At 68.8% G+C, this 7,336-nt stretch carries 5 protein-coding genes; 4 read left to right on the top strand and 1 reads right to left on the bottom strand.

Features of this window, described 5'->3' with window-relative positions; translation table 11 throughout:
• Nucleotides 1–246 precede the first annotated feature (246 nt).
• The 4 genes from ACK5IR_RS14955 (at nucleotide 247) to ACK5IR_RS14940 (ending at nucleotide 6,540) form a co-directional block, all read left to right on the top strand.
• Nucleotides 247–1,038: a lysophospholipase gene (locus tag ACK5IR_RS14955; RefSeq protein WP_416929971.1), complete on the top strand. Its 792-nt coding sequence runs from the start codon at nucleotides 247–249 to the stop codon at nucleotides 1,036–1,038.
• A gap of 111 nt (nucleotides 1,039–1,149) precedes the next feature.
• Nucleotides 1,150–1,737 (top strand): ImuA family protein, encoded by a 588-nt coding sequence (locus ACK5IR_RS14950; RefSeq protein ID WP_416929970.1) that lies wholly within the window; start codon nucleotides 1,150–1,152, stop codon nucleotides 1,735–1,737.
• Nucleotides 1,652–3,142, top strand: coding sequence for a Y-family DNA polymerase (locus tag ACK5IR_RS14945; RefSeq protein ID WP_416929969.1), 1,491 nt, complete (start codon nucleotides 1,652–1,654; stop codon nucleotides 3,140–3,142). The genes ACK5IR_RS14950 and ACK5IR_RS14945 overlap by 86 nt, the downstream gene beginning before the upstream one ends.
• A complete protein-coding gene (locus ACK5IR_RS14940; protein ID WP_416929968.1) occupies nucleotides 3,139–6,540 on the top strand; it encodes an error-prone DNA polymerase in 3,402 nt (1,133 codons plus the stop codon). The genes ACK5IR_RS14945 and ACK5IR_RS14940 overlap by 4 nt, the downstream gene beginning before the upstream one ends.
• A gap of 15 nt (nucleotides 6,541–6,555) precedes the next feature.
• On the opposite strand, the gene ACK5IR_RS14935 is transcribed toward ACK5IR_RS14940, so the two are convergent.
• Nucleotides 6,556–7,188: a LysE family translocator gene (locus ACK5IR_RS14935; RefSeq protein ID WP_416929967.1), complete on the bottom strand. Its 633-nt coding sequence runs from the start codon at nucleotides 7,186–7,188 to the stop codon at nucleotides 6,556–6,558.
• Nucleotides 7,189–7,336 lie beyond the last annotated feature (148 nt).

Below are 7,336 nucleotides of genomic sequence, written 5' to 3'. Positions count from 1 at the left end.
TGCGCGCACGCACGTTGGAGGTTCGTGGCCGGCATGAAGTGAATACCACAAGCGTTGCACGCCCACCCGGCAGACGGGTGCCGCCCTCCGTCATGCCAGTTTATTACCGTCACGATGGGCTCTATGCCGTCATTCGGCGGAGAACGAGGCTATCCTTCGGGCCATTGATCTGAAACGGAACTTGACAGTTCACTTGAACGGATCGGACCGCTAACATTTCTCCCGGAGGAGCCGAGGGAGGACACGATGTGCGATTTCGAAGTGCACGGCCACGCAGGCCGCCTGCATATGCGTGAATGGCCGGTGGAGAACCCGCGCTGCATGGTCGTTCTGGTCCATGGCTACGGTGAACATATCGGCCGCTACGGGGAACTGGCCGCGCATCTCAATGCGCACCGCATGCTGACGATCGGGCTCGATCATGCCGGCCATGGCCGTTCGGAAGGGGAACGCGTTCTGTTGCCCGACCTCGAACGGAATGTCGAGGATGTCCGGCTTGCGGTCGGGGAGGCGCGCAGGCGCCATCCGCGTCTCAGGATGGTGATGATAGGTCATTCCATGGGCGGGCTGATCGCGGCGCGCTACATCCAGCTTTACGGAAGGGAATTGTCCTGCGCGGTGCTTTCGGGGGCATTGCTGAATGCCGCCGGTCTGGTCGATGCGCTGCTTGCGCTCGACGAGATGCCCGACGACCCGCTCGACCCCGCCGCGCTGTCGCGGGATCAGACGGTTGGCGCCCTTTACGCCGACGACGAACTGGTCTGGCACGGGCCGTTCAGGCGCGAGACGGTGGAGGGCATGAAGAAGAGCCTGACACGGCTTGCCGAGGGGCCGGAATTCGCCTGCCCCACCCTGATGCTGCACGGGGCGGAAGACACCATTGTCGCCCTGGCCGCATCGGAGGAGATGTTCGGCAGACTGAAGGGGGAAATCGCCGGACAGAAGACCTATCCCGGTGCCCGGCACGAGATATTCAACGAGACCAACCGGGCCGAGGTTTTCACCGATGTCACCGGCTGGATCGAGTTCTTCGTCTGAATCCGTCACCGCCGGCACATCTCGGTGGCGGTGATCTCGCCCCGCGAATCGAGGGGTGACCTTTTCCCGCCCCACCTTGTCTCCGCCGGCTGGCGGGGTAGGATTGTGGCCATGTCAGGCCGGTTTCAGGATTGCTTTCCATTGCGGCGCGGCCGCGTGCACGAGGTGTACGGGCCGGGGGCGCCGGGTTTTGCGGCAATCGCCTGCGCGCGGGCGCCGGGCGATCTGTTGTGGATACGCGAAAGCTGGCGGCCCGAGGCGCTCGATCCGCTTGGGCTGTCAGTGTTTTTCGATCCGCAGCGGCTCCTGCTGGCCGAGGCGCGGGACCAGACCGAGGTTCTGGCCGTGGCCGAGGAGGCGCTGCGCGACGGGGCGGTTTCGCTGGTGGTGCTGGAGGTTTCGCGCCCGCTCGACCTGCGCGAGGGGCGGCGGTTGCAACTGGCGGCCGGAGCGGGCCGGACAACCGGGCTTTGCCTGATCCCCGAAGGCATGGGCAGCAACGCCGCCGAAACGCGCTGGCAGGCGATGCCGCTCTTCAACCCAGCGGAAGGCGACTCGACTCTGATGCGGTGGGAGATTAAAAAGAACAAATCAGGAACAGTGGGAACCTGGGATGTTCGATGGACACACACGGCGCGTCGTCTCGATGTGGTTTCCCCGGCTGGCGAGCGACCGGGTTCTGCGGGCGCGCCCGGTTGACGCGCCCTTTGCGCTGACGCTGAAGCGGGACAATACCGAACGGCTCCATTGCCTGAACGCGCGGGCCGGGGCCCTGGGCCTGCACCGGGGGATGACCTTTGCCGATGCCCGCGCCTTCTGCCCCGATCTGCAAAGCGCCCCGGCGAGCCCGGTGCAGGATGCCCGCTTCCTGACCGCGCTCTGCCGCTGGGCGACGCGCTATTGCCCCTGGGCGGGGCTTGACGGCGTGGACGGGCTGGCGCTCGACGTGACGGGTTCCACCCATCTCTGGGGCGGCGAGGCGGCGATGCTCGACGACATGCGCGCCCGGGCCGGGCGGGCGGGGCTGACGCTGCGGCTGGGGCTGGCCGACACACGCGGCGGCGCCTGGGCGCTGGCGCATCATGGCGAGGGAATCGCGCCGCCCCGCTCCGGGCTGGAGGGCATCGGCGATCTGCCGGTGGAGGCACTGCGGCTGGAGGACGAGACCGTCACCGGCCTGCAACGGCTGGGGCTGCGCCGTATCGCCGATCTGGCCGCCACGCCCCGCGCCCCTCTGGCCCGGCGTTTCGGGCGGCAGGTGCTGACCCGGCTCGATCAGGCGCTCGGCGATCAGCCCGAGGCGATCGACCCGTTTCCCGACCCGCCCCACTACGGTGTCCGGCTGACCTTTCCCGAACCCATCGGGCTGGTGGCCGACGTGATGGCGGGCACGGCGCGGCTGCTCGATGCGCTCTGCGCCCGGCTCAGGACGAACGGGGCCGGTGCACGGGTGCTGCAACTGACCCTGCGGCGCGTCGACCGGGGCAGCGGGCAGGTCGAACTGCGGCTTGCCAGCGCCATGCACAACCCCGAGCGCATCCTGCCGCTGTTCGAACGTGGCGTGGCCGGGGTCGAGGCCGGTTTCGGTATCGACCAGATGCGGCTGGAGGCGACCGGAACCGAGCCATTGCCCGTGCAGCAGGCGGGAGTCGTCCTGCGCGGCACCGACGGGCGCGGGGGGCGGCGGCTCGACGATCTGATCACCCGCATCGGCACCCGGATCGGGCTGGAGAACGTGCGCCGCTTTCTGCCCGCCGACAGCCACATCCCCGAACGGGCCTTTCTGATCGCGCCGGCGGCGTGGTCCCGGCCCGAAGGGCCATGGGTCAGCCTGCGCCCGCGCCCGCTGCGCCTGTTTCCGCCCGAACCCGTTGCCGGCACCGGCCCGCACCCGCCCGAACGGCTGCGCTGGCGGCGCATGACGCTCGATATCGCCCGCGCCACCGGGCCCGAGCGGATCGCGCCGGAATGGTGGCTGGACGACGACGCCTGGCGTTCGGGCCTGCGCGATTACTGGCGCGTCGAGACCCGGCAGGGGCGGCGGCTCTGGCTTTTCCATACTCCGCAGGTCCCCGGCTGGTTCGTGCAGGGGGAATTCGCATGACGGGCTCGCCTCACCCCTCTCCCCCGCTGCCGGCCGGAAGCGGCGCGACGCGCCCGGAGCCCGCGGAAGACGGTGGTGCCATTGCGCCCCCGGCTTATGCCGAACTTTGCGTGACCTCCAACTTCACCTTCCTGACCGGCGCCTCGCACCCCGAGGAACTAATGGTGCGCGCCGCCGAACTGGGGCTTGCCGCCATCGCCATCACCGACCGCAATTCGCTGGCCGGGGTGGTGCGGGCCTTTTCCGCGCTCAGGGAACTTGAACGCAAGGCCGAAGAGACGGTGCGCATTCGCTCGCACCAGCGCATCGACCCCTCGTCGCGGCAGGATTTCGGCCGCCTGCCGGATTTGGCCGTGACCGGGGCGCTCCGCCTGCCGAAGCTGATCGTCGGATGCCGGCTGGTGCTGCGGGACTGTCCGGTGGAATGGGTGGCGCTGCCCACCGACCGGCCCGCCTATCACCGGCTGGCACGGCTGCTGACGCGGGGCAAGCGGCGGGCCGCAAAGGGCGATTGCCGGCTGGAACTGCGCGATCTGCTCGATGGCTGCGAGGGGATGATCCTGATCGCCCTGCCGCCGACCGATCCGGCCGCGGCCCTGCATCCGGTCCAGACCCTGCAACGCCGCTACCCGCGCCATGTCTTCCTTGGGGCGGCACCGCGTTACGACGGTTCGGATCAGGCGTGGTTCGACGCCTGCGCGCGGCTGGCGCTGCGCTGTTCGGCGCCGATGGTGGCGGTGGGCGATGTGCTGATGCACCGTGCCGGGCGGCGGCAACTGGCCGATGTGCTGACCTGCCTGCGCGAGGGGCTGACCATCGACCGGATCGGCACCCGCGCCCTGCCCAATGCCGAACGGCGGCTCAAGGGGGCGGTCGACATGGCGCGGCTCTACCGCAATCACCCCGCCGCGCTGCGCCGCACGACCGAGATCGCCGCGCGCTGCGGCTTCCGGCTGAGCGAATTGTCCTATGAATACCCCGACGAGATCGCCGACGGGGAATCGCCGCAGCAACGGCTCGAGCGGCTGACCGACGAGGGGCTGGCGCGGCGCAATCCCGAAGGGATCCCCGAACGTCACCGCGCGCTGGCCGACAAGGAGTTGCAGGTGATCGCCGATCTGGGTTTTGCCGCCTATTTCCTGACCGTGCACGATATCGTGGCCCATGCCCGTTCGCGCGGCATCCTCTGCCAGGGGCGGGGCTCGGCGGCCAATTCGATCCTGTGCTGGGCGCTGGGAATCACCGATGTCGCGCCCGACATGATCGGCATGGTCTTCGAACGCTTCGTCTCGCGCCACCGGGGCGAGCCGCCCGATATCGACGTCGACTTCGAACACGAGCGGCGCGAGGAGGTGATCCAGTGGATCTACGAGCGCTACGGCCGCCACCGCGCCGGGCTCTGTGCCACGGTGATCCACTTCCGCTCCCGCGCCGCCATCCGCGAGGTGGGCAAGGTCATGGGGCTGAGCCAGGACGTGACGGCCGGCCTGTCGGGCCAGATCTGGGGCATGTCGAACGGCGGGGCGGATCCGGAGCGGATCCGCGAACTGGGGCTCGACCCGGCCGACCGGCGGCTTGCCCAGACGATCCGCCTGATCGACGAGATCATCGGCTTTCCCCGCCACCTGTCGCAGCATGTGGGCGGGTTCGTCATCACCCGGGGCCGGCTCGACGAGCTTTGCCCGATCGAGAACGCGGCGATGGAGGACCGCACCGTCATCGAATGGGACAAGGACGATATCGACGCGCTTGGCATTCTCAAGGTCGATGTACTCAGCCTCGGCATGCTGACCTGCATCCGCAAGGCGTTCGGCCTGCTGGCCGAGCACGAGCACAGGCACCTGACCATCGCCACGATCCCGCAGGAGGACCGGGCGACCTATGACATGCTCTGCGTCGCCGACGCGGTGGGGGTGTTTCAGGTCGAGAGCCGGGCGCAGATGAACTTTCTGCCCCGGATGCGCCCGCGTACCTTCTACGATCTGGTGATCGAGGTCGCCATCGTTCGCCCCGGTCCGATCCAGGGTGGCATGGTCCAGCCCTACATCCGGCGGCGGCAGGGGCTGGAAAGGCCCGAACCCTTCGGCCGGGAACTGGCCGAGGTTACCCGGCGGACGCTGGGGGTACCGCTGTTTCAGGAACAGGCGATGCAGATCGCCGTGGTCGGGGCGGGCTTTACCGCCGAAGAGGCCGACCACCTGCGCCGCTCGCTCGCCTCGTTCCGGCGCATGGGCACGATCGGCGAGTTTCGCGACAAGTTCGTGCGCGGGATGCTGGGAAACGGATACGACCGGCAGACGGCCGACCGCTGCTTTTCCCAGATCGAGGGGTTTGCCGATTACGGCTTTCCCGAAAGCCACGCGGCGGCCTTCGCGATGCTGACCTATGTGTCGTCATGGCTGAAATGCCATCACCCGGCGATCTTTGCCTGTGCGCTGCTCAACGCCCAGCCGATGGGCTTTTACGCCCCCGCCCAGATCGTGCGCGACCTGCGCGAGCACGGGGTCGAGGTTCGCCCCGTCTGCGTCAACCACAGCACATGGGACAACCTGCTGGAGCGCCGCGCCGACGGGGCGCTGGCGCTGCGGCTGGGCTTCCGCCAGATCAGGGGGTTCCGCAAGGAAGAGGCCGAGTGGATCGCCGCCGCGCGCGGCAACGGCTACCCCGACCCCGAGAGCCTGTGGCTGCGCGCGGGCACCATGCCCGCCACGCTCGAACGGCTGGCCGAGGCGGATGCGTTTTCGGCCATGGGGCTGACCAGGCGCGACGCGCTCTGGCAGGTGCGCGCCATCCGCGCGCCCGCGCCGCTGCCGCTCTTTGCCGACCCGATCGACGGAGAGGGGATCGACGAGCCCCGGGTCGAACTGCCGCCGATGCATCTGGGCGAAGAGGTGGTGGAGGATTACGTCGCCCTGCGCCTATCCCTGCGCGCCCACCCGGTCGAACTGCTGCGCGGCACCATACCCGGCCTGACGCCGCACGCGGAACTGGCGCGAACCCCGCAGCGGCGACTTTCGGTCTGCGGGCTCGTCATCACCCGCCAGCGCCCGGCAACGGCCTCGGGCGTGGTCTTCCTGACGCTCGAGGATGAAACCGGCGTCTCGAATATCGTCGTATGGAAAAAGGTCTACGAACGCTACAGGCGCATCGTCATGGGCGGGCGGCTCCTGCGGGTAACGGGCCGGGTCGAGCGGCAGGGGCGGGTTGTCCATGTGATCGCCGAGCGGATCGAGGACCTGTCGCACCGGCTCACCGATCTGGGTCATCCGCTGGACGAGGCGGTGGGCATCACCCGGCCGCAGGCCGACGACGCCCCCCGCCCGCAGCGTTTTCCGCCCCGTGCCCGGCATCCACGCGAACAGGCCAAACGGCTGTTTCCCAGCCGGGATTTCCACTGATGCGGGACCCTGTGGTCAGGATACCGTGCGCCGGATCGCCACCGTCGCCACCCCCATCGCAACCAGCGCCCCGCCGCCCAGCCGGGTCAGCGCCGGCAACACCGCCGGACCGGCGATGCGGCGGCGCAACCGGTCGGCCAGCAGGGCATAGGCCAGCGCGTTCAGGGTGGCGAATCCGACGAAAGTGGCGATCAGCACCGCAAACTGCGGGATCAGCGCCGCATCGGGCGCGATGAACTGCGGCACGAAAGCGATGAAGAAGACGATGGACTTGGGGTTGAGCGCGGTCACCGCCGCCGCATGGCCGAACACCTGCCGGGGCATGACCTGCGGCATGTCGCGTATCGCCTCGACCGATACCGACGCCGCACTTCGGAACAGCCTGACACCGAGCCAGACCAGATAGACCGCACCGATCCATTTCAGAACGGTGAAAAGCGCGGCCGAGGCCAGAACCAGCGCCCCGAGCCCGGCAAGCGACGCGCTCATGGCGATCAGATCGCCCAGCGCAACCCCGGCGGCCGTGGCCAGCGCCACCCGCCGCCCCTGGCTGATGGCATAGCTCAGCACCAGCAGGACGGTCGGACCGGGGATGAGCAACAGCATGACCGAAGCCGAGGCGAAGGCGAGCCAGAGATGGAAATCCACGAAATGCCTCCCTTGTGAAGCGACAGGCCGGAGCCAGCCACAGAAACCCCGCACAGTAAAGGGGCACCGGCCGGGTTCCGGGCGCAACGATTCTGTTGAAAGCGCCGCGCGCTGTGTCATTGCTGCGCGGAACGTCCTCTCTTGTGCG

The organism is Tropicimonas sp. (genome assembly GCF_047971885.1).
Classification (GTDB): Bacteria; Pseudomonadota; Alphaproteobacteria; order Rhodobacterales; family Rhodobacteraceae; genus Tropicimonas.
The sequence above is the reverse complement of the archived record's forward strand: the minus strand, read 5'-3'. Positions and strand labels throughout refer to the sequence as shown.

Coding starts and splice junctions, on each gene's coding strand:
- ACK5IR_RS14940 (WP_416929968.1), top strand. CDS start 3,139: ATGACGGGCTCGCCTCACCCCTCTCCCCCGCTGCCGGCCGGAAGCGGC.
- ACK5IR_RS14950 (WP_416929970.1), top strand. CDS start 1,150: ATGTCAGGCCGGTTTCAGGATTGCTTTCCATTGCGGCGCGGCCGCGTG.
- ACK5IR_RS14955 (WP_416929971.1), top strand. CDS start 247: ATGTGCGATTTCGAAGTGCACGGCCACGCAGGCCGCCTGCATATGCGT.
- ACK5IR_RS14945 (WP_416929969.1), top strand. CDS start 1,652: ATGTTCGATGGACACACACGGCGCGTCGTCTCGATGTGGTTTCCCCGG.